An 18,461-nucleotide genomic window follows, 5' to 3' on the forward strand; every position below is an offset into this window, starting at 1 on the left:
GCCCGTAGACCCCATTCTCATCGATCCTCTCAATGAGTTGATCTCGTGCCGGCTGCCGAATTCGTTCGCCAAACGGGTTTTGCCCAGCTACTGAATACAGGCCGACGTGACGAAATACGACGTTGCCATCGTCGGTGGTGGAATTGCAGGACGAACCGCAGCAATGTTTACGGCGAGAGCCGGTCTCGACACCGCCGTCTTCGATACAGACGAATCGATTCTTCGGCGGAACGCACACCTCGAGAACTTCCCCGGATTTCCAGCTGGTGTCAACCCTCGACTCCTCCTCGACTTACAGCGTGAGCAGACCGAACGCGCGGGTAGCGACTGGTTTGAACGTAAAGTGGTCGACGTCGACCAGCACCCGGACGGCGGGTTCGTTCTCCAGCCGGCCGACGAAGACAACTGGGCCTACCGGTGCGACAGGCTGGTGGCCGCGACGGCCGGACAGCTCGACTACCTGGACGAACTGCCGGTAGACACGTACACCGAGGACGGCTCCCGGTTCGTCGACGCGACGGCCGCCGGCCGGACGAGCGTCGACGGCCTGTACGCGGCCGGCCGACTCGCCGGAAAGCCCCTGCAGGCGGTGGTCTCCGCCGGTCACGGCGGTGAGGTTGCGGTCGCGGTTCTCGAGGACGCCGAAGTCCCGTTCGCGTTCGACTGGAGTGTCCCGGAGGGCTACTTCACCGACCGCGGACACGACGTGCCGCCGGGCGTCGAGGAGGTCAGCGAGGAAACGCGACTCGAGCGCGAACGGCGCTCTATTGAGCTCATGCGGGAGTCGTTCGCAGACGCCCACCCGGAGGACCCGGACCCGCACCCAGAACTCCGAACCGACGACTGAACCGTAGCGGACCAGCTCAGTGCGTTCTCGGGGCCGATCTATGGAGCGCATCGGCTGTGAACGGCGCGCCTCCGACCAGCCCCCGTCGCGGTGGACAGGAATATATTCGGACGCAGATGCAGGACTCTGAACGCCCAAACGGGTCACATGGCCGCGATTCCGGGGAACATCGAGACGGACCAGCAACCGCCGATGACGGTGCCGCTGCGGCACTTCGTCGTCGCGCTCGGATTCCTCTTAGCCGGGTCGCTCGTCGGCCTAGCCATCGGCGTCGGCGCCGTCCCCGGTCTCGGAACGCTCGCACACGTCCACCTCCTGCTGGCGGGCTGGATCTGCATCACCATCATGGGCGCGATGACCCAGTTCGTTCCGGTCTGGTCGGGCGCAGTCCTGCATTCGCAGCGGCTCGCGAGCGCGCAACTCACGCTCGTCGTCGTCGGTCTCCTCGGGTTTGCGACCGCCCTCATGCTGAACGCGCTCGCCTGGCTCGTCCCGTTCGGGGCACTCATGCTGACCGGGTTCTGGGTGTTCATCTACAATATCGCGCGCACGCTGGCGACCCTCGACGGCTATGACGTGACCGAGCGCCACTTCCTGATGGCCCTCGGGTTCTTCGCCGTCCTCACGGTCTTGGGGTTCTTCCTCGCCACGGGCTTCACGAGACCGGTGTTCGCGGGCGTCGCGGTCACTCGACCGAACGTGGTCGCAATACACGCGACTGTCGCGATCTTCGGCGCCGTCCTCACGACCGTCTACGGCGCGCTCTACCAGCTCGGGACAATGTTCACGCAGACCGAGCTCCGCGGTGTCGACCTGTACCTCCGTCCCGTCGAGGAGGTCGGTCATCCTGTCGGCGTCGTGCTCCTAGCGGCTGGCCGACTAGCCGACACGGAGCTGGTCGCACGCGTCGGCGCGGTGCTGGTGCTCGTGGCAGCACTCGCGTTCTGTACCGTCCTCGGGCGGAAACTCTACGAGATGCAGGTGGACTGGACGCCGATGCACACCCGGTACGCGGTTGTCGTGCCGGGCCTGAGTAGCTGGGCTCTCGTGACGGCGCCGGCGTGGGTCCGAGCGCCGACCGCGCCGGCGAACCTGTTCGGCGCGGCGGGCAGCGTCCACCTGTTCGTGCTTGGCAGCATCGGCTTCGTCGTCTTCGGCACGCTCTACCACATCATCCCGTTCATCATCTGGGTCCACGAGTACAGCGGCCTGCTCGGGCTGGAGGACGTGCCGATGATCGACGACCTCTACAACGACCGCCTCGCCGCCCTCGACGGCGCGTTGCTCGTCGCCGGGACGGCCGTGCTTGTCCTTGCGGACTGGTTCGAGCTCCCGGCCGCCGTCCGCGGCCTCGGAGGCGTGCTCGTCGTCGCCGGCATCCTCGTGTTCGGCGCGAACATGCTGCTGGTGATCCGCGAGCACAGCCCGCACTCCGTGAGCCAGGTCGTCCTTGGGCGGCGGTTCACCGGGCGGGACGGCGCGGCGACAGAGACCGAGTCGGCGTGACTGGTCGCGCACAGGTGCGGAGACGTCGCGAACGATCCGCTGCTCACCGAAGAAATCGACACCGTGGGTCAGTTCGATCGACGTCGGTTGCCGCGCCCTACGCCTCCGGACGGGAGGCCAGCACGATTAGCGCAGTGCTGGCCGCGAGCGCTTTGGGCGCGATGTCCTGATCACCGTCGAACCGGGCTACGTCGCCGGCGGTCAGCCGGTGGGTGTCGTCGCCGAGCGCGAGTTCGATTTCGCCCTCGACGAGGTAGAAGACGATGTCGCGGTCCGGGTGGGAGTGTGCGGGCACGGATTCGCCCTCGCCGAGCGAGAGCCTGACCGTCTTCGGTTCCGCGTCCGGAAACGGGTTTGCGTGCGGTTCGCCCTCCAGCTCGTCGATATCTCGGATTTGTGGTGTCATCTGTTCGTAGGGTCGAATTCGTTTTCCTTGAGTCCGCGTCGGACGGGGTCGTGTTCGGTGTCGGTCGGTGGCGGTGCGGTGACGAGTAACGCCTCGAGGCGGGCCTCTGGGTCGGCTTTCACGCCGCGGTTGGTGTCTGCTTCGACAACCACGACATCACCGGGTTCGACGTGGTGTTCGTCGTCGCCATCTCGGACGACGCCGGTTCCGGACTGGACGTGGACCGCGACGTCGCTGCCCGGCGCGTGGACGGGGATGAACTGCCCGGGCTTGAAATACCCGCAAACGACTTTCATTCGGTCACTGCTGAACACCTCGACGGCCGAGAACTGGTCGTCGTCGTATGCCCGTTCGGCGTCGAAGTCTGTCGCGGTCATGTTTTCCCCTCCGTCCGGCAGACGTCGCAGCCGATGGACCAGACGCAGATGAGCGCGACCACTGCGGGGACGTGGGCGAGTACCAGTAGCGGGAGGACGAGCCTCCCGAGACCGAGCCACGAGCCGAGAGAGCGAACAGCGGTTCCGAAGAGCGGCACAGAGACGATCGCTGCGAGCGTGATTGCGGCCCGAATCGGCAGCGACCGTTCGTCGACGCTGTCGTGGATGTGCCGGAGGTGATTCCGGATCATGCTCGCTGCGTCTCCCGATAAGGGACAGGGCGCGGTCGGCGGGACCCGTCGGCACTGTTCAGATTAGCTGATTCCATGTGAAGGCGAAGGTTTGCAGCCAATTTTCGCCGGTCTCAGCTTCGGCGTGTTTGAAATGATTTGCAAACTGTTTCGTCCGGCGCTTTAGTTCTTTGAAAACACGTTCGACGGCATTCCGATTCCCGTTTGATTCGGTCTGGAATCGAAGGTTGAAATCGTGCAGTGCCGCCTTCAACCACGGTGCGCTATCGATGAGAAACAGACTGTCTTCGACGTCGTGTTTCTCGGTAAGCTCCTGCACGAACAGCTTTGTGAGTGCAGTGTTTCGTGTCGGAAACAGCTTCACGTGCAGGAATTCATTGGTTTCGGGATCGACAGCAGCGTACAGCCAGTATTGTTCGTTGTCGAGTTGGATCACGGTTTCGTCAAGCGCGACGTGATCCGGATCGCGTCCTGACGTGGGCTGTAGATCGGCTTTCTGCACCCAGTTGTGAACGGTGGATCGAGCTCGTTCGACACCGAAACTATCTAAGACTGAGATAGTATCTGAAAGTGATAGTCCAGCCGAATGGAGGTGGATACTGAGCTTCATCAGCGGCTCCGGTGTCGCCTCTCGCTCCACAAACTCTAACTCGATCTGGCCGATACTCCCGGTGAGGCGGTCAGGATCGAGCATTAGCCACTCACATCTTAGACCGCCTCATCCTTCAGACCTTATCTGAACAGTACCCGTCCACCCCACCCGAATGTTTAGGCTTGCCTAAATACATGCGAGTGAACCTCCGGCGTGGACCCTGAAAAGGGTTGACTCGAAGGTGTTCCCAACGGCGTTCAAAAAGTACGCCTCCGGACCGACGAGCAGCGCCGACACTACCGCCGATTCTAGGACCACGAGGATGGGGGGTGCCGCGAACCTGTGGACGGCGCGACTGCCCCGCCAACCACCTCGAAGTTCGGAGCCAGCCCTGTCCCAAACGGTCCAACGGGCCGAACATAGACGGCCACACCGTTTTGTTTAGGATATCCTAAATACTGCCGAGATTGCCCGTATCCACTGCCCCCGACCAAGACGGACAACCCAGCGACGCACACTCTCGGCAGGGCCTCCAGCCGCGAGTCGTGCTCGTACTCCTGCTCGGCGCGGCGCTCGGGGGCGCCTGGCTCACCCACCGCGGAGAACCGCTGGCCGCGAGGCTGCTCCCATGGGCAACGGCCGTCACCACCGGCGCCCTCGCCGGCGGCGCGTACTGGCGGCTCGCGCTGTTCGACGGCGACGCGTTCGACCGGGCGGAGCACCGACGAGCGGTGCGGCAGCGCTGGCGGCGACTCGAAACTGCGCTCGTCTGGGCGGCCGCCCTCTCCGGTGCCGCGTACCTCCTCACGGAGACGAAGAACCCCGCGCCCGCCTTCGGGCGGCCCGCGCTCGCCACCGGGACGCTCGCGTCGCTGGCCTGCTGGTACGGCCACCGGCGACTCGTCGACGCGGGAGTTGACAGCCAGTCGAGAGCGCTGCGGACCGGCGTTTTCGCCGGTGCACTCGCCGCCGTCGCTGGCTTCGCGTGGCTCGAGACCGCGACGACCGCGCTCGACTGGGGTGTCCGGCTCGGCCACCTGGCGGCGTTAGCGCTGTGGCTGGGGGGCGCCGTCTGGCACAACTTCGTCGTCCTCCCGACGCTGCGGGCGCGGCCGGACGTCGCCGCGGTGAAGTCCCAAGCGCGCCTTCCGCCGCCACCTCCCCGTGGTCGTCGCCGTCCTCCTCGCGACCGGCGTTTACCAGACCGGACGCCTCGTCGGGTACTCGGTGAACGCGCTGACGGGATCGACCGTCGGCCACCTGATCAGCGGGAAGCTCCTCGTCCTCGCGGCGCTGACGGGGCTGGTCGCCGTCAACGTCAGAAAGAGCCCGTAGGCGCCGCCGAACCACCTGACGTCGAACGGCTGATAGTCATGGCCGCCGAACGCACGGACGTCCGCGCACATGAACACGACCGTCGACGACCTCCGGGACGCGGCCGACCGCCTGCGAGCCGCGCTGGACGCCTACGAGCAGTTCGTCGACGGGTGGCCCTACGAGCGCGGTCCCCTCCCCGACGAGGTGGATTCGTACCACTCCGCACGGGACGCGACCCACACTCAGCCGCCCGCCGACGTAGGAGCCGCTCTCGTGGCCGACATCGAAGAACGCTACTACCGGGCCCGCGAACTGGAAAGCGAGTACGTCCAGCGGGCGCGAGCGAGCGGCCGGACGGACTGGGCCCGCATCGTCGCAGAGACCGAGCCGGTCTGGCGGGCGGCCCAGCGAGTCCACGCGGCGGGCTACGGGATCGATCCCGGGACTGGAGAGCCGGGCTACCTCCTGCCCCCGGCGCTCTGTCCGGCCCGCCGCGTGTCGATGAACGCCGGTTCGTCGCCGGTCGTCTACGACGACCGTGTCGCCCAGTACGGGGCCGTCGCCGAACGGTTCGGCATCTCGCCCGACGTCGTCTACCACCCCGGATCAGGACACGACGTCAGCACGTCCGAGGCGTTCCCGGACAGTCGCGTCGTCTACTCTGACGTCGACGCGGCCTCGATGGCGGACCTGCGGCGGACCGGATACGAGGCCCACGGCGCCGACGCCGTCGGGTACAAGGTCGACGACGGCGCGGACATGCTCGTGTTCCGGAACGCCGGGCTGTTCGAGGAGGCCGTCGTCGCGGCGAACCTGCGGTCCGGGGGCTGGGTGCTCGCCAACGACCACCTCGAATCCGCCCGCCACGTCTCGCGGCTGCCCACGCTCGAACTCGTCGCCGTGGTCCCCGCCGAGTGGCCGGGCGACGAACCGCCGGTCGATACGGTCGAGGCCGGCGACTGCACCCCCCGGCCGCGGACATTGGACCACTCCGAACGGGCCGACAATGGTCGCTCGGCGGCCTCATCGGATACGGCCGACCGCGTTCCGGCTGCTATCGAGGGTGGGGCGCCGCTGGACCTCTACGTGTTCCGGCGCGACGAATGACACGCCTCCGGTGTATGGCGTGCCAGAGACGCAGGTGCCAGAGACCCGGTCACACCATCCGCCCGAGACGCCGGATATCTCCCACGCCACCGCCGCGGGGCAACATTCAACCGGAAGCGGTCAGTACCGCCAGTGAACCGATGCCCGTCCGCACCAGGCGCGTCTACGAAGCGCCCCGGCCCGAGGACGGCACCCGCGTGCTCGTCGACCGGCTGTGGCCGCGTGGGGTCTCTAAGGAGGACGCACAGCTGGACGACTGGCTGCAGGACGTCGCACCCAGCGACGAACTCCGGGAGTGGTTCGACCACGACCCCGGCCGGTTCGATTCGTTTGCGGACCGGTACCGGCGCGAACTCGACGACAGTCCGGAATTGATCGACAACCTTCTCGAGTACGCGGAGTGCGGGACGCTCACGCTCGTCTACGCCGCCGCCGACGAGGACCACAACAACGCCGTCGTGCTCGCGGACTACCTCCGCGACCACCTACCGGAGGAGTGAATCGGCGCCAGCGACCGAGCAGACCAGTGGTCGTCACGGAGCGGTTGGACGGGCGCGAAAACGAGTGCGTCGGACAGACGTTCTGGGAAGGTGTTCGCGAACAGCCCTTCCCGGTGCGCGCGTCAGGTACGAACGCAATGTCCAGACACGCGTTCCTGTTGCTCTCGCCGCCGGAGACGCCTGGCAAGTTCGCGAACCCACTGGAATACGCCCGCCAGTTGGACGAGGGCGGCCACGAGGTCGCGGTCTACTTCGATGGGGCGGCGACCTACTGGTTCGACGGGATCGACGACCACCCTGCCCCGGCGGTCGAGGCGTACGAGCGGGCCAAAGAGCGCGACCTGATTGCGGGGGTCTGCGACCACTGCGCGACGTTCAAGGGCGTCGCGGACGCCGTCGAAGCCGAGGGGTTCGAGATCGAAGGGACCGAGCACGCGCCCGACGTCGCCGAACTAGTCGAAGACGGGTACGAAATCCACACAGTGTGACCGACGACGGACGCCGACCTCGCGTTCCCAGTGGCCCATACTATCCGCGCGACCGATTCGTCACGGGCAAGGCACAGTCGATTTTGGTGTGTTCACCCTGATTCCGGTTCCGGCCCGTACCCCCACTCCTCGACGAGCTGTCGAAGCCGGAGTTCCTCGATGCAGGACTGATCGAACCGAATTTCGAGCGCACGGGTCTGTTCGTCGGCCACGACGGCCTCGACGCCGTCCTCCTTCTGCAACACGCGCTCGATGGTGTTCGCGCAGTTCTGGCAATCGAACACGGACGCCGTGACAGGGACGCTGGTCGTCGCGCTCATATCCACTAATACGTATGCTTCGTCCCGCGCTAACTATTACCACGAAGGTGTTCTCCCTCGAACTTAACCGTTCATCGCCGTGCCACGGCGCGCTCGGTCACAGGCGCCACCACAGACGTCGGACCAACATCGCCAAACAACCGCTACTGGTGCGGACTACGAACCCGGCCACCGTCTCCGTCTATCGAGTTCCGCGTCGTGTCTCTGGACGTGCCCTGTCGCGTCGGTTGGACGTCGCGGGTCCGAACCTCGACGCCCGCCGGGAACGAACCAGGGGCCAGCCGCGCTAAATGACGCGGTTCTGGAGGTAGTCGAGGTGCTTGGCGTTGTACACGAGTTTCACGTCGTCGGTGGCGGGCGAGCCAATACAGGTCAGGCGAACGTTCTTCTCCTCGATCTCCTCGTCGCTGAGGATCTGCTGCATGTCCATCTCGACGTCGCCCTCGACGACGATCGCCGCGCAGTTCGCACACGCGCCGGCGCGACACGAGAACGGCCAGTCGTACCCCTCGGCCTCCGCGGCTTCGAGGATGTACTCGCCCTCGGCGACGTCCAGTGTCCCGTAGTCCTCGTCCGACAGGTCCAGCTCCTGTGCCCGCTCGAAGTTCTGCTCGTCGTGGACGTCCCAGCCTTGGTCGTCGACTACTTCGTAGTTGAGGTATTCGACGGTCGGCATCACTGTAATCTAACCCGTGCGAGTTAGAAAAGAACCGAGGCGAATACCTTCGCGTAGTCGGCGAAGACGCCGCATACCTGCGTCCAGTCGGGGAGGCGTGGATACCTCCGATTCGGGCCCCTACTCGAGACCGAGCTTCGACGATGGTCGGATCCTGGCGGCGGGTGCTGGACGGAGCGCGTGCAAGGTCCCAACAGCACTACGCGTGAACTGACAACCCTACGCCCGCCGAACACTCGTGGTGAAGTCGGCGGACCGATGGTCCGTCGGAGCGAACGCAACCGACGGTCACGGCGTCCGGGACAAATTTTTCCCAGAACGAACGCGTTTGTGTCTTCCGGAGGGGTTCGACCGTCGGCATCCCTCGTCGGCCTTTACATAGAGGACCCCTCCATCGCCGCGCGGGCCGTCGCGACCGAGTGCTGATTACTGTCCGTCCGCCGACGTGCGACGCGCCGCGTGTTGGAGCGCTACGTCGGTCCTGTCGAACTGGGCGACGCGGTCGACTTCGACGATGCGGCGGAAGGCGTCGGCAGGGAGCTCGTGAGTCGTCGCGCAGACGACGACGCCGTCGCGGCCGCCCGGGTTCCGCGAGACGGACCCGAGGAGACCCCCGTAGTACTTCTTGACGGTCGACACGACGTCCCGCTCCGACCCCTGGCGGGTCCACAGGACGTACGTCACTCCCTCGTGGCTGCCGATTTCATCCATGTAGGTGCCCGTTGGCGACAGCTACGTTCGGGACTATGATATACGTCGCCGGGAATACCTTCGGCAGAACGCCCGTCCCCGGCGAGTGCCGACCGTTACACATGGATTCCGTCGTCGCGTACCTTTCGCAGACGGACGCACCGACCGACCGCCCTGCCGAGACCATCGACACGCGGGAGCTCCCCCCGCCGCAGCCGCTCCAGCAGACGCTCGAACAGCTGGCGGACCTCGACGACTCCATCGTCCTGGTACAGCTCACCGAGAAGCGCCCGCAGTACCTCTTCCCCGAACTGGACGACCGGGGCTACGAGTACGAGTCGCTGGACGTGGCCGACGGCATGGCGACGGTCATCTGGAAGGAATGACCACACCGTCCGACCGGCAGTCCGAGGAATACATCGCGGTCATCGACCAGGACGAGGTGACCGACGAGGTGCGGAACATCGCTGTCAACTACGACCCGCTGAACCGGTCCGGCCACGAGGGGTTCCACGTCACCGAGGACGGCGAACTCCACATCGACGACGCGAAGGTGATGGCCGAGCACAGGCTCGTCGAGAAGAAGATCCCCAACGACGCGGTCCAGATCGTTCCCCTGCCGGCCGAGACCGGGCAGCTCGTCCACCAGTACGGCGAGAACGGGTTCCGACTGTACGAACTGCCGGCGCTCCGTGACGGCGCCGTCGTCGGACTGCTCGGCCGGAACGGCATCGGGAAGACCACTGCACTGCGCGTGCTCGCCGGCGACCTCGTCCCGAACTTCGGTGAGTCGTCGGGCGGCGACTGGGACCACGCCGTCGCGTCGTTCCGCGGGACGACCCTCCAGACCCACCTCGAGCGGCTCCGCGACGGGACAGTCACGACGGCACTCAAGCGCCAGCGCGTCGACAGACTCGCCGATCAGGCCGCCGACACTGTCCACGCACTGCTGGCCAGCCGGCCGACAGACGCCGACGAGCTCCTCGACGACCTCGACCTCCGACCGATACTGGACCGACCGCTCACAGAGCTCTCAGGAGGCGAGCGACAGCGCGTCGCCATCGCCGCGACGCTGCTCGAGGACGCCGACCTCTACCTGTTCGACGAGCCATCGTCGTTTCTCGACGTCGCCCAGCGTGCGACCGTCGCCCGCGTCGTCCACGACCGCATCCGGGACACGGACGCGTCGGCGCTCGTCGTCGAACACGACCTCGCGACGCTGGACCTGCTCACGGACAGCATCCACGTCGTCTACGGGGAGTCCGGCAGTTTCGGCGTCGTCTCCCAGCAGCTGTCCCCGCGAGCGGGTATCAACCAGTTCCTCGATGGCCACCTGACCGAAGAGAACCTCCGCATCCGACGCCGGTCGATCGAATTCCCGTCGGCGACCGACCGCGGTGTCCAGCACCGCGCCGTCGCGCTCGAATACCCCGCGCTCGAGAAGACGTTCGACGCGTTCTCGCTGTCGGTCGATGCGGGCCGGATTCACGCCGGCGAATGCGTCGGCGTCGTCGGCGAGAACGCGCTCGGCAAGACGACGTTCGTGAAACTCCTGGCGGGCGTCCTCGAATCCGACGACGGGACCGTCTCCGACGACGTGACCGTCTCCGACGACGTGACCGTCTCGTACAAGCCACAGTACGTCAGTCCGGACAGTCAGGGGACGGTCCGCGAACAGTTCCGGGAAGTCGCGGATCTCTACTCGGAGGAGTTCGCGAGACGGATCCGGGACCCGTTCGACGTCGAAGCGCTGTACGACCGGACGCTGGACTCGCTATCCGGCGGGGAACTCCAGCGGGTCGGCGTCGCGCTGTGTCTCGCTCGTGACGCCGACGCGTACCTCGTGGACGAGCCGTCGGCGTTCCTCGACGTCGACCGGCGCGTGTCGACCGCTGACGCGATCCGGCAGTTCAGCGACCGGACCGACCGGCCGGTGCTGGTCGTCGACCACGACCTCTTCGTGGTCGACCGCGTCGCCGACCGTCTGATCGTTTTCGAGGGCGAGCCTGGCGAGCGCGGCTACGCGAACAGTCCGCAGCCGATGCAGGAGGGGATGAACGCATTCCTCTCGGCGCTCGGCGTCACGTTCCGCCGCGATGAGCGCACCGGTCGACCGCGCGTGAACAAGCCCGGCAGCCAACTCGACAGGGAACAGAAAGCCAGCGGCGAGTACTACTACGGCAGGTGACCAGTGATCCGGCGGGTACTACCGCCGCGGGTCAGACGTGGACGCGAGTCACGTGGCCGCCGCAGCCACACTGCTGGACGTACTCCCAGTCGACGCTATCCCCGAACGCCTCGTCGAGGGCGTCGAAGAGGTACGTTTCGGGGTGGCCATGGTTCTCGTGTGTGACAAGGTTGACGTGGTTGCCGTCGGCCGTGTGTTCGACGGCTTCGATGGCCTGTCGGAGGACGAAGTCGCGGTCGTCGCCGTGCTCAGGTTTTTCGAGGTTTGCCGACCACGAGTTCTCGTGGACGTGGTCGGTCACCGGTTCCGCGTCGTGGTCGTGTGGCTCGGCGGACATCTTCGTACGGACGTTGGGTTGGAAGCCGTTTAAAGTGCTAGCAAGGCGAAAGTCCACGGCTGAAGCCGTGGGAGGATATCAAGGGTTTGGACCGTTCCCGTTGCTCGTCGGGAAACAGGGGAACTGTCAGGACGAGTTACCGTCGCTCTTCCACGTCCGTCCCCACATCCTCGCCTTCCACCAGAGGCCCGAGCGCATACATTCCAGTTCGACGATCTGGGAGTTATCTCCGACGATGACCGAGATGAAAACGGCCACCTAGACAGTCCTTGACAGGCTCGAGACGTTCGAATTCGAGTGCGAGGACGTCCACGACGCCAGGATGTCCCTAGAGAACGGCGTGGAGAAGTATACCGCTCTCGCCGAGATGTCCCGGGAGCACGTCGAACTCGACGAAAGCCTCGGTGATTTCGCGACCACGCAGCTCCTCCGAGAACTCGTCGTGGACGTCGAAGCAGACAACACCGAACTCGAGCACTACCTCAAGTACGACTCCCTAGCATTCGAATCCGCGACGGAGTGACCGGTCCCGCGGCCCGGAGGGTATCTCGTCGTCGTCGGTACTGTTATTTCGTTCTCGCCCGTTCCTGGGTTCTGGTGACAATAGCGAATGCCTGATCCGTCCGAGCACAAGCAGACTGTTCGACGCGCGTTCACGGAACAGGCCACTGCCTACGCAGCGAAGACGTCGGTGAGTGATCCGAAGCGGATCGCCCGGTTGGTTGACGCAGCCGGTGTCACTTCGACCGACAGCGTACTCGAGGTGGCTACCGGCCCCGGTCACGTCGCGTTCGGCTTCGCCGATCACTGCGAGGGGGTGGTCGGCGTCGACCTCACGCGAGCGCCGCTCCAGATCGCACGGGAGACGCAGCGAGAACGCGAGACGGGCAACGTCGACTTCGTCAGGGGCGACGCCGAGGACCTGCCGTTTCCGCCCGACGCGTTCGACGTCGTGGTTTGCCGGCTGGCACTCCATCACGTCGAACGCCCCCGTCGGATGGTCCGCGAGATGGCGCGCGTCTGTCGACCGAACGGGACTGTCGCGATCGGAGATCTCGTCGTTAGCGAGCACTCCGGCCGAGCGGAGTATCAAAACACGTTCGAGCGCCTCCGCGACCCATCTCACGTTCGCGCCCTCCCGATCAGTGAACTGATCGACGTCGTCACCGGACGCGGCGTGGAAATAGATCACCTCGAAACGGGCGAAGTGGTACAGAACGTCGAAGACTGGTTGGCCACCGCTGAGACGCCCGAACCGCGGGCCGTAGACGTCAGGGAGATGCTCCGGGAGGACGCCGAAGCAGACCTGAGCGGGACTCGCCCGTTCTGGCGCGACGGCGAACTCTTCTTTAGCCAGCAGACCGCAATCGTCGCGGGACGGCTGCTCGAGTGACCCTCAACCCGGCCAAGCGATCCCCGGCGGAGACTACCTCGACGCCACCGCCGGAACGGGCCGAATGCCCCGCCCCATCCCGCGCGTTCAGGGTTCTGCCGACGCGGCCGCCAGCCGGTCGCTGGCTTCGGCGAACAGAACGTTGTTCTCCTTGTGGACATGCATGTGGGTATCACGCTCCAACTGGTCGAGCCGTTCGAGCATACTCCGGTAGCTCGGACAGGCGTCCTCGGGGACAGCGTAGTCGTCGGTCAGCTCCGCGATCCGCTCGAGACGGTCCGCCGTCGCGGCATGGTCCTCCTCGAAGGTCCGGATCTCCTCGCGCAGTCGCTCGATCTCGTCGGCCGAGAGCCGTTCGCCGCGGTCGAGCTTCCCGACGACGGGGAACAGCTCCTCCTCTTCCTCGTCGATGTGCTCGCGCATCTCCGCCGCGAGCTCTCGGTACTCCGCCTCGACATCGCGGAGTTCGGGGTGGTTCTCGCCGTGGACCTTCGCGACCGTCTCGACGATGTCCTCGAGTTTCGGAAGCTCCTCGCGGAGGTAGTCGTGATGTGCTTCGACGATGTGGTCGGCGAGCTCTTCGAGGTCGTCCCACTCGTAGTCAGTGGCGTCGCCGTCGATCCGGTCCCGGGTCTCGGCGAGCCGGTCGCGGACCTCGTCTACGTCCAGGTCGTTCCGGTCGCAGGCGGCTGCCAGCGCCTGGTCGCCGTCACAGCAGTAGTCCAGCCCCAGTGACTCGAACGTGCGGGCGCAGGCGGGCGATTCCTCGACGAGCGATGCGAGTGTGCGGTCCGGGTTGATGTCGGTCATGGTTCGTGTTGGATTTGTCGTCGGTCAGTCCTCGGCGACGGTCACGTAGTACGGACCGTCCCATTGGTGGACCCACTCGGGTGCCGACGAGTGGTCTGCGAGCAGGTTGGCCTCGTAGGACTCGTCCGGGTACGGGTTCCCTGCGTCGTCGGTGGCGTCCGTCCGCGGGACACGGAACGTGACCGCGTCCCGCTCGCGGGCGGGGATCAGCTGTCGTCGGTCCCAGTCGTGGTCCTCTCCCGGCGAGTCGACCCACTCCTGTGGATGAAACGTGACGGCGACGGTCCCCGGGTCGGGGTCGGCTCCGCTCGCTCTGTCGGCGTCAGCCATCGTCAAAATGGCGCGTCCGGCGCGTCGTCGGCCGGTTCCTGCCCTCCGGCCAGTTCGCTGTCGGCCGCTTCCGTTTTGCCGATCAGCACCCGGAACTCGCCGGGCTCTTTCTGTCGGTACTCCCACCGGAACTCCGGTCCCGTCTCGGCCTCGAACTGGTGGTACAGCGGTTTGGGATCGTGGTCGTTGACCAGCACGAACCCCGTCCCACCCTCCAGATCGTCGTACCCGGCGAAGATCTGTTCGTGCCGCTGGGCGGGTGGAAGGTCACGTACGTCCAGCTCCTCGAGGACCTCGACCGCTTTGTCGCCGGCTTCCGCTTCACTCGTTCCCTCGGAATCACCGGCGTCGTCGTCTCCCTCCTTCGTGATCTGGACGCGACAGCGACCGGGTTCGCTCTCGACGACCTCCCAGGAGAAGGCGTTCCCGTACCGTTCCCGGAACTCCCCGCGGAGCGGTCGCGGCTCGTGCGGAGCGATCAGTTCCAGTGTTCCGCCCTCGGGGATCATCCCGTAGCGATGGTGGATCGTCGGGTGGCGCTCCTCCTTGGGGATGTCGCGAACGTCGTATCGGGTAACGATGTCCTCGTCGTCGGCGTCGGATTCGGCCGTCTTGACGACCTCGACCCGCCAGCCGTCGTCGCCGCGGCTCCGGTACTCCCAGTCGATTACCTCGCCGTGCATCGACCTGAGTTCGTGATACAGGGGTTTGGGGTCGTGGTCGTTAACCAGTACGAACCCCTCGTCGGCCCCCAGTTCGTCAAAAATGGCGAGCAACGCTTCGTGGCGCCGCTGGGGCTTCAAATCGCGGACGTCGATCGTCCCCAGGGCGCCGTCCAGCAGACCGTTCTTGGTCACCGTCAGTTCTCGCGGCTCTTCGTCGGGGTCCGCGTACGTCCACTCCAAGCCCTGGTCGTGTTCGATCTGATAGCGAACCAGGTGTGGGTCGATGTCGTCGGCTGCCACGACGTCGACGGTCTCGCCGGCGTCCACCGCCGACAGCGCATCGAACAGTACCCGGCGGTGCTCGTCTTCCGGATGGTTCCGCAGGTCGAGTTCAGTGTCCATCTCGACCGTCCGTTCTCGCGCCCAACGCATTAGTCCCGTTGCGAATCCCTTCGGAGCCGGATTCGAGGTTCGGCGACGGAGAGCGGACGCGGGGGCGCCGGCGGCAGCTCTCCAGTCCCGCGTGTCGCCGAGTGGCCTCCTCGTGCGCTGCGTGGACCTGACACGTAGCGACCGGAGGCCTACCCCATTAGAGGTGGGAGGATGTCAAAGCCAGCGTCACTGGGCAACCGTACCGAGCGGAATTTCGACGAGCGCCATCTCGGGTGACGGCACGACATCGTCCAACACCGACTGGAGGTCGTCCCAGTTGCCCGGTCGGTGGGCTTCAACGCCGAAGCTCTCGGCGAACGCGACCAAGTCGGGGTTCGTCAGCTCGGTCCCGAACTGTTCGCCCGTATGTTCGCGCTGTTTCTCGGAGATCAGGCCGTAGTCGTCGTCGTTGAACACGAGGATCGTGAACCCGCAGTTCAAGCGCGTCGCCGTGTCGATCTCGGCCGCGTTCATGAGGAATCCGCCGTCACCGGTGGCGGCGACCACGTTCGCCTCCGTGGCGAGGTCTGCTGCCACGCCGCCCGGGACCGCGATCCCCATCGTCGCGAGGCCGTTCGAGATGATGCAAGTGTTGGGCTCGTAGGTCGGGAAGTTCTGTGCGATCCGCATCTTGTGGCTGCCGACGTCCGAGATCAGGACGTCGTCGTCGGCCATGGCTTCGCGGAGATACGGCAGCGTTCCCGCCACCGTGAATGGGTCGTCGGGGCCGGGGTCGGCGGTGACGTCGTCAACGATGTGCTCGCGGAGGTCGCGGTACCAGTCCGTATCACCGCTCGCATCGACCTCCGCGCATCGGTCCCGGACCGCCCGCAGCGTCGCCCCAAGGTCGGCGACGATCTCCAGGTCCGGGTTGTACCGCTCGTAGACCTCCGCCGGTTCGCTGTCGACGTGGACGATCGTCGTCGCCGCCCTCGGGTTCCACCCCGCCGGATCGTGCTCGGCGATGTCGTAACCGATCGTGACGACGAGGTCCGCGGCCTTGATCGCCTCCGATGCTTCCTGGTGGTCCCCGGAGTCCAGCGTGAGCAGCGATCGGGCGTCGGCGTCCGATACCGCGCCCTTTCCCATGTACGTCGCCGCGACCGGATAATCGGTCAGCTCGACGAGGTCCCGGAGGGGTTGGGACGCGTCGGTACGCACCGCCCCGTTACCGGCGATCAGTAACGGCCGCTCGGCGGCGTCCAGCAACTCGAGGAGCCGGTCGACCGACGGGACGTCCGGGTCCGGCCGGCGGACGCGATCGCGAGTCGGTAGCGGCGCCGCGTCGGTCACCTCGGCGGCCACATCCTCGGGGAACTCGAGGTGGGTGGCCCCGGGTTTCTCGTACTCGGCGACCTTGAACGCCTTCCGGACGGACTCGTGGATGACGTCGGGGTCGCTGATCTGGGCGTTCCACTTCGTGATCGGTTCGAGCATGTCCACAACGTCGATCGCCTGATGGCTCTCCTTGTGGAGGCGTTCGAGGCCGCCCTGTCCCGTGATAGCGACGAGCGGCGCCTTGTCGAGCGTGGCGTCGGCGACGCCGGTCACCAAGTTCGTCGCACCGGGGCCGAGCGTCGCCACACAGACGCCAGCGTTCCCCGTGAGTCGGCCATGGACGTCAGCCATGAACGCCGCTCCCTGTTCGTGGCGGGTCGGGACGAACGTGATATCGGACGCCCGCAGCGAGAAGAGGAGATCCTCCAGTTCCTCACCGGGGACGCCGAAGACGTACTCGACGCCCTCCCGTTCGAGACAGGCGACCAGCAGATCGGATGCCTGCACGAGTCTCACTCCACCCAGACGGTCTTGCGGTTAACGAACTCCCGGATGCCGGCCTCGGAGAGTTCGCGGCCGTAGCCCGACTCCTTGACGCCGCCGAAGGGAACCCGCGGATCCGACTTCACCAGCTGGTTGACGTACGTGCAGCCGGCGTCGATGCGCCGGGCGACGTGCTCGCCACGCTCGCGGTCCTCGGTCCAGATGCTGGCGCCAAGGCCGAACCGGGTGTCGTTGGCGAGGCGGACGGCCTCGTCTTCGTCGTCGACCTCAAAGAGGGCGGCGACGGGACCGAACAGCTCCTCCTCGGCTGCGGGACAGTCCCTGGGCACGTCTTCCAGGACTGTCGGCGGATAGAAGGCGCCCTCGCGGTCGAGCGGTTCACCACCGGCCACGACCGTGGCGCCAGCGTCGACGCTCGCTTCGACCTGTTCGTGGAGATTCTCGAGGAGGTCCCGTCTCGCCTGCGGGCCGACATCGGTCCGTTCGTCCGTCGGGTCGCCGACGGTGAGTGATTCGACTTCGTCGACGAACTGGTCGCGGAACTCGCCGTAGACGTCCGTGTGGACGACGAAGCGCTTGGCGGCAATGCAGGACTGGCCGCCGTTGAGGTTCCGGGCCCACGCGCCAGTCTCTGCTGCCGACGCCACGTCGGCGTCGTCAAGTACCACGAACGGGTCGCTGCCGCCCAGCTCCAGGACGGTCTTTTTTAGGTTCTCGCCCGCTGTTCCGGCTACGGCTCGGCCTGCGGGACCGCTCCCAGTCAGCGTTGCGGCCCGTACGCGGTCGTCCTCGATGACATCGTCGACGAGCTCCGAGGAGGCGAACAGCGACTGGAACACGTCCTCGGGGTAGCCAGCTTCGCGGAAGACATCCTCGATGGCCTCCGCACAGCCGGGCACGTTCGAAGCGTGTTTCAGCAGGCCGACGTTGCCCGCGGTCAGGTAGGGTGCTGCGAACCGGAACACCTGCCAGAACGGGAAGTTCCAGGGCATTACCGCCAGCACCGGTCCGAGCGGCTCGTGGACGGTCTTGACTGCAGAACCCGGCGGGCTCGGATGGTGGTCGGCTTCGAGATAGGCGCTGGCGTGCTCGGCGTAGTGGTCACAGACCCACGCGCACTTCTCGACCTCGCTTACGGCTTGGCTGATGGGTTTGCCCATCTCCCGAGTCATCAGCTCCGCGTACTCGCGCTCGTTCTCCCGGAGCACGTCTGCCGCGGCCGCCAGCAGTTCCTCGCGCTCCCGAATCGGTCGGTCGGCCCACTTGTCGAACGCGTCGCGCGCTCGTTCGAGCGCGGCATCGACATCCGTCCAAGTGTCGGGCTCGTACTCCGCTACCCTGTCACCCGTCGCCGGGTTGATCACTTCCATGCCCAAACGGACGGCGAGAAGGCGCTTCAATCTTCGTTCGGATCCCTTCGGGGCTCCCTGAAGGCGGATTGTGGCCC

At 66.0% G+C, this 18,461-nt stretch carries 22 protein-coding genes and 2 pseudogenes; 10 read left to right on the plus strand and 14 right to left on the minus strand.

Translation table 11 applies throughout. The annotated features are described in order from the left end of the window. Positions 1-106: 106 nt before the first annotated feature. Complete coding sequence (locus tag ABSL23_RS00320; protein WP_353633206.1) at positions 107-847, plus strand: FAD-dependent oxidoreductase; 741 nt, start codon at positions 107-109, stop codon at positions 845-847. Between the two features lie 147 nt (positions 848-994). Further along, the gene (locus ABSL23_RS00325; protein WP_353633207.1) at positions 995-2,353 is read left to right on the plus strand and encodes a hypothetical protein; all 1,359 of its coding nucleotides are present in this window, start codon (positions 995-997) and stop codon (positions 2,351-2,353) included. Between the two features lie 97 nt (positions 2,354-2,450). Here ABSL23_RS00325 and ABSL23_RS00330 read toward each other — a convergent pair whose 3' ends face one another. The 4 genes from ABSL23_RS00330 to ABSL23_RS00345 are packed head-to-tail and all read right to left on the minus strand — an operon-like array spanning position 2,451 to position 4,081. Next, positions 2,451-2,759, minus strand: a complete 309-nt coding sequence (locus ABSL23_RS00330) for a cupin domain-containing protein (protein WP_353633208.1) — start codon at positions 2,757-2,759, stop codon at positions 2,451-2,453. After that, on the minus strand, positions 2,756-3,136 hold the full coding sequence (locus ABSL23_RS00335; RefSeq protein WP_353633209.1) for a cupin domain-containing protein: 381 nt from the start codon (positions 3,134-3,136) through the stop codon (positions 2,756-2,758). Before ABSL23_RS00335 ends, ABSL23_RS00330 begins: the two co-directional genes overlap by 4 nt. Beyond that, positions 3,133-3,387 (minus strand): hypothetical protein, encoded by a 255-nt coding sequence (locus ABSL23_RS00340; protein WP_353633210.1) that lies wholly within the window; start codon positions 3,385-3,387, stop codon positions 3,133-3,135. The genes ABSL23_RS00335 and ABSL23_RS00340 overlap by 4 nt, the downstream gene beginning before the upstream one ends. A 58-nt stretch (positions 3,388-3,445) precedes the next feature. After that, the gene (locus ABSL23_RS00345; protein WP_353633211.1) at positions 3,446-4,081 is read right to left on the minus strand and encodes an IS6 family transposase; all 636 of its coding nucleotides are present in this window, start codon (positions 4,079-4,081) and stop codon (positions 3,446-3,448) included. Between the two features lie 1,053 nt (positions 4,082-5,134). Here ABSL23_RS00345 and ABSL23_RS00350 point away from each other — a divergent pair. The 4 genes and pseudogenes from ABSL23_RS00350 to ABSL23_RS00365 all read left to right on the plus strand — a co-directional run. Continuing rightward, a pseudogene (locus tag ABSL23_RS00350) lies at positions 5,135-5,314 on the plus strand (hypothetical protein); the annotation flags it as partial. Between the two features lie 69 nt (positions 5,315-5,383). Next, positions 5,384-6,403, plus strand: a complete 1,020-nt coding sequence (locus ABSL23_RS00355; RefSeq protein ID WP_353633212.1) for a hypothetical protein — start codon at positions 5,384-5,386, stop codon at positions 6,401-6,403. Between the two features lie 140 nt (positions 6,404-6,543). Next, on the plus strand, positions 6,544-6,903 hold the full coding sequence (locus tag ABSL23_RS00360; protein WP_353633213.1) for a DUF488 family protein: 360 nt from the start codon (positions 6,544-6,546) through the stop codon (positions 6,901-6,903). Positions 6,904-6,929: 26 nt separating this feature from the next. Then, positions 6,930-7,391: a DsrE family protein gene (locus tag ABSL23_RS00365; protein ID WP_353633214.1), complete on the plus strand. Its 462-nt coding sequence runs from the start codon at positions 6,930-6,932 to the stop codon at positions 7,389-7,391. A 92-nt stretch (positions 7,392-7,483) separates the two neighbouring features. Here the strand turns inward: ABSL23_RS00365 and ABSL23_RS00370 are convergent, their stop codons facing one another. The 3 genes from ABSL23_RS00370 to ABSL23_RS00380 all read right to left on the minus strand — a co-directional run bounded on the left by ABSL23_RS00370 (position 7,484) and on the right by ABSL23_RS00380 (position 9,098). Next, positions 7,484-7,711, minus strand: a complete 228-nt coding sequence (locus tag ABSL23_RS00370) for a heavy-metal-associated domain-containing protein (protein WP_353633215.1) — start codon at positions 7,709-7,711, stop codon at positions 7,484-7,486. A gap of 286 nt (positions 7,712-7,997) precedes the next feature. Beyond that, a complete protein-coding gene (fer, locus tag ABSL23_RS00375) occupies positions 7,998-8,387 on the minus strand; it encodes a ferredoxin Fer (protein ID WP_353633216.1) in 390 nt (129 codons plus the stop codon). Positions 8,388-8,813: 426 nt separating this feature from the next. Beyond that, positions 8,814-9,098, minus strand: coding sequence for a hypothetical protein (locus ABSL23_RS00380; RefSeq protein ID WP_353633217.1), 285 nt, complete (start codon positions 9,096-9,098; stop codon positions 8,814-8,816). Between the two features lie 101 nt (positions 9,099-9,199). Between ABSL23_RS00380 and ABSL23_RS00385 the strand changes: the two genes are divergently transcribed. Then, entirely contained in the window at positions 9,200-9,463 is a 264-nt protein-coding gene (locus tag ABSL23_RS00385; RefSeq protein ID WP_353633218.1) for a DUF2249 domain-containing protein, read from the plus strand. Beyond that, positions 9,460-11,265: a ribosome biogenesis/translation initiation ATPase RLI gene (locus ABSL23_RS00390; RefSeq protein ID WP_353633219.1), complete on the plus strand. Its 1,806-nt coding sequence runs from the start codon at positions 9,460-9,462 to the stop codon at positions 11,263-11,265. Before ABSL23_RS00385 ends, ABSL23_RS00390 begins: the two co-directional genes overlap by 4 nt. Before the next feature lie 31 nt (positions 11,266-11,296). Here the strand turns inward: ABSL23_RS00390 and ABSL23_RS00395 are convergent, their stop codons facing one another. Together ABSL23_RS00395 and ABSL23_RS00400 are read right to left on the minus strand one after the other, a co-directional pair. Next, positions 11,297-11,602, minus strand: a complete 306-nt coding sequence (locus ABSL23_RS00395; RefSeq protein ID WP_353633220.1) for a CGCGG family rSAM-modified RiPP protein — start codon at positions 11,600-11,602, stop codon at positions 11,297-11,299. A 126-nt stretch (positions 11,603-11,728) separates the two neighbouring features. After that, positions 11,729-11,830, minus strand: a pseudogene (locus ABSL23_RS00400) (phosphosulfolactate synthase); the annotation flags it as partial. Positions 11,831-11,924: 94 nt separating this feature from the next. Between ABSL23_RS00400 and ABSL23_RS00405 the strand changes: the two are divergent. Both ABSL23_RS00405 and ABSL23_RS00410 read left to right on the plus strand, forming a co-directional pair. Then, positions 11,925-12,125, plus strand: a complete 201-nt coding sequence (locus ABSL23_RS00405) for a hypothetical protein (RefSeq protein ID WP_353633221.1) — start codon at positions 11,925-11,927, stop codon at positions 12,123-12,125. An 87-nt stretch (positions 12,126-12,212) separates the two neighbouring features. Then, a complete protein-coding gene (locus ABSL23_RS00410) occupies positions 12,213-12,995 on the plus strand; it encodes a class I SAM-dependent methyltransferase (RefSeq protein WP_353633222.1) in 783 nt (260 codons plus the stop codon). An 87-nt stretch (positions 12,996-13,082) separates the two neighbouring features. On the opposite strand, the gene ric is transcribed toward ABSL23_RS00410, so the two are convergent. From ric to ABSL23_RS00435, 5 genes are all read right to left on the minus strand, one after another. After that, the gene (gene ric / locus ABSL23_RS00415) at positions 13,083-13,805 is read right to left on the minus strand and encodes an iron-sulfur cluster repair di-iron protein (protein ID WP_353633223.1); all 723 of its coding nucleotides are present in this window, start codon (positions 13,803-13,805) and stop codon (positions 13,083-13,085) included. Between the two features lie 24 nt (positions 13,806-13,829). Further along, on the minus strand, positions 13,830-14,135 hold the full coding sequence (locus tag ABSL23_RS00420) for a hypothetical protein (protein WP_353633224.1): 306 nt from the start codon (positions 14,133-14,135) through the stop codon (positions 13,830-13,832). A gap of 2 nt (positions 14,136-14,137) precedes the next feature. Next, a complete protein-coding gene (locus tag ABSL23_RS00425) occupies positions 14,138-15,202 on the minus strand; it encodes a DUF2249 domain-containing protein (protein WP_353633225.1) in 1,065 nt (354 codons plus the stop codon). Positions 15,203-15,418: 216 nt separating this feature from the next. Beyond that, entirely contained in the window at positions 15,419-17,017 is a 1,599-nt protein-coding gene (locus ABSL23_RS00430; protein WP_353633372.1) for an acetolactate synthase large subunit, read from the minus strand. 5 nt (positions 17,018-17,022) lie between these two features. Continuing rightward, complete coding sequence (locus ABSL23_RS00435) at positions 17,023-18,384, minus strand: NAD-dependent succinate-semialdehyde dehydrogenase (protein ID WP_353633226.1); 1,362 nt, start codon at positions 18,382-18,384, stop codon at positions 17,023-17,025. Positions 18,385-18,461: the final 77 nt, after the last annotated feature.

Origin of the sequence: Halobacterium sp. NMX12-1, from assembly GCF_040435975.1 — an archaeon.
Taxonomy (GTDB): Archaea; Halobacteriota; Halobacteria; order Halobacteriales; family Halobacteriaceae; genus Halobacterium; species Halobacterium hubeiense.

What these genes read in the sequence shown, in the direction of transcription:
- ABSL23_RS00325 (WP_353633207.1), top strand. Translation starts at nt 995, where the DNA reads ATGGCCGCGATTCCGGGGAACATCGAGACGGACCAGCAACCGCCGATG.
- ABSL23_RS00330 (WP_353633208.1), bottom strand. Translation starts at nt 2,759, where the DNA reads ATGACACCACAAATCCGAGATATCGACGAGCTGGAGGGCGAACCGCAC.
- ABSL23_RS00335 (WP_353633209.1), bottom strand. Translation starts at nt 3,136, where the DNA reads ATGACCGCGACAGACTTCGACGCCGAACGGGCATACGACGACGACCAG.
- ABSL23_RS00340 (WP_353633210.1), bottom strand. Translation starts at nt 3,387, where the DNA reads ATGATCCGGAATCACCTCCGGCACATCCACGACAGCGTCGACGAACGG.
- ABSL23_RS00345 (WP_353633211.1), bottom strand. Translation starts at nt 4,081, where the DNA reads ATGCTCGATCCTGACCGCCTCACCGGGAGTATCGGCCAGATCGAGTTA.
- ABSL23_RS00355 (WP_353633212.1), top strand. Translation starts at nt 5,384, where the DNA reads ATGAACACGACCGTCGACGACCTCCGGGACGCGGCCGACCGCCTGCGA.
- ABSL23_RS00360 (WP_353633213.1), top strand. Translation starts at nt 6,544, where the DNA reads ATGCCCGTCCGCACCAGGCGCGTCTACGAAGCGCCCCGGCCCGAGGAC.
- ABSL23_RS00370 (WP_353633215.1), bottom strand. Translation starts at nt 7,711, where the DNA reads ATGAGCGCGACGACCAGCGTCCCTGTCACGGCGTCCGTGTTCGATTGC.
- fer (WP_353633216.1), bottom strand. Translation starts at nt 8,387, where the DNA reads ATGCCGACCGTCGAATACCTCAACTACGAAGTAGTCGACGACCAAGGC.
- ABSL23_RS00380 (WP_353633217.1), bottom strand. Translation starts at nt 9,098, where the DNA reads ATGGATGAAATCGGCAGCCACGAGGGAGTGACGTACGTCCTGTGGACC.
- ABSL23_RS00385 (WP_353633218.1), top strand. Translation starts at nt 9,200, where the DNA reads ATGGATTCCGTCGTCGCGTACCTTTCGCAGACGGACGCACCGACCGAC.
- ABSL23_RS00390 (WP_353633219.1), top strand. Translation starts at nt 9,460, where the DNA reads ATGACCACACCGTCCGACCGGCAGTCCGAGGAATACATCGCGGTCATC.
- ABSL23_RS00395 (WP_353633220.1), bottom strand. Translation starts at nt 11,602, where the DNA reads ATGTCCGCCGAGCCACACGACCACGACGCGGAACCGGTGACCGACCAC.
- ABSL23_RS00405 (WP_353633221.1), top strand. Translation starts at nt 11,925, where the DNA reads ATGTCCCTAGAGAACGGCGTGGAGAAGTATACCGCTCTCGCCGAGATG.
- ABSL23_RS00410 (WP_353633222.1), top strand. Translation starts at nt 12,213, where the DNA reads ATGCCTGATCCGTCCGAGCACAAGCAGACTGTTCGACGCGCGTTCACG.
- ric (WP_353633223.1), bottom strand. Translation starts at nt 13,805, where the DNA reads ATGACCGACATCAACCCGGACCGCACACTCGCATCGCTCGTCGAGGAA.
- ABSL23_RS00420 (WP_353633224.1), bottom strand. Translation starts at nt 14,135, where the DNA reads ATGGCTGACGCCGACAGAGCGAGCGGAGCCGACCCCGACCCGGGGACC.
- ABSL23_RS00425 (WP_353633225.1), bottom strand. Translation starts at nt 15,202, where the DNA reads ATGGACACTGAACTCGACCTGCGGAACCATCCGGAAGACGAGCACCGC.
- ABSL23_RS00435 (WP_353633226.1), bottom strand. Translation starts at nt 18,384, where the DNA reads ATGGAAGTGATCAACCCGGCGACGGGTGACAGGGTAGCGGAGTACGAG.